The 476-nt window shown below is 54.4% G+C and carries 1 protein-coding gene; it reads right to left on the reverse strand.

The genetic code is table 11. The features are described 5' to 3' along the window. The coding region (locus KVS69_RS18760; RefSeq protein ID WP_217539487.1) for a hypothetical protein at positions 1 to 266 on the reverse strand (266 nt) is incomplete at its 3' end. Positions 267 to 476: the final 210 nt, after the last annotated feature.

The following is a 476-nucleotide window of genomic DNA, read 5'->3' on the forward strand; positions in this document are numbered from 1 at the left end:
CGCGAAGCACTCATCGCATCTGTCAACTTTTCAGACTTTGAATCTCCGTGATACCAGCCGTCTGGCGCAGAGCGACATCGACCAATACGGACGCCAACCTTCAGAATTGCGGCCTCGACTTTTCTCTGGAACTCAATAAGATCTCTGTCTGCGGGCGACGCATCAAGCTGCTCAGCAAGGCCCGCACGGATCGCCCCCAATGTCATGAGGTGATGGAAAAGATAACTTCCCAATCGATCAGTACTGGCCGGCCCCATCCAGTTCATTGTCTGATTCAAGGCTGCCGCCTCTCGACGTGACGCGCACGACCTTGACTTGGCAAAAACGTCATAGCAAACACTGGCGCTTTGCCCTATGGCCTGTCGTACAAAGGTCCCAGTAAGAGTCACGTAGTGACAGAAGTCGAACGTCGGCGGCGGGCGGGTCTCAAATCTCTCCAAACGAATACTGGTGGGTGGCTTCTCAATACTGAGCCG

The sequence above is a fragment of the Stenotrophomonas sp. GbtcB23 genome (genome assembly GCF_019091045.1).
Classification (GTDB): domain Bacteria; phylum Pseudomonadota; class Gammaproteobacteria; order Xanthomonadales; family Xanthomonadaceae; genus Stenotrophomonas; species Stenotrophomonas rhizophila_A.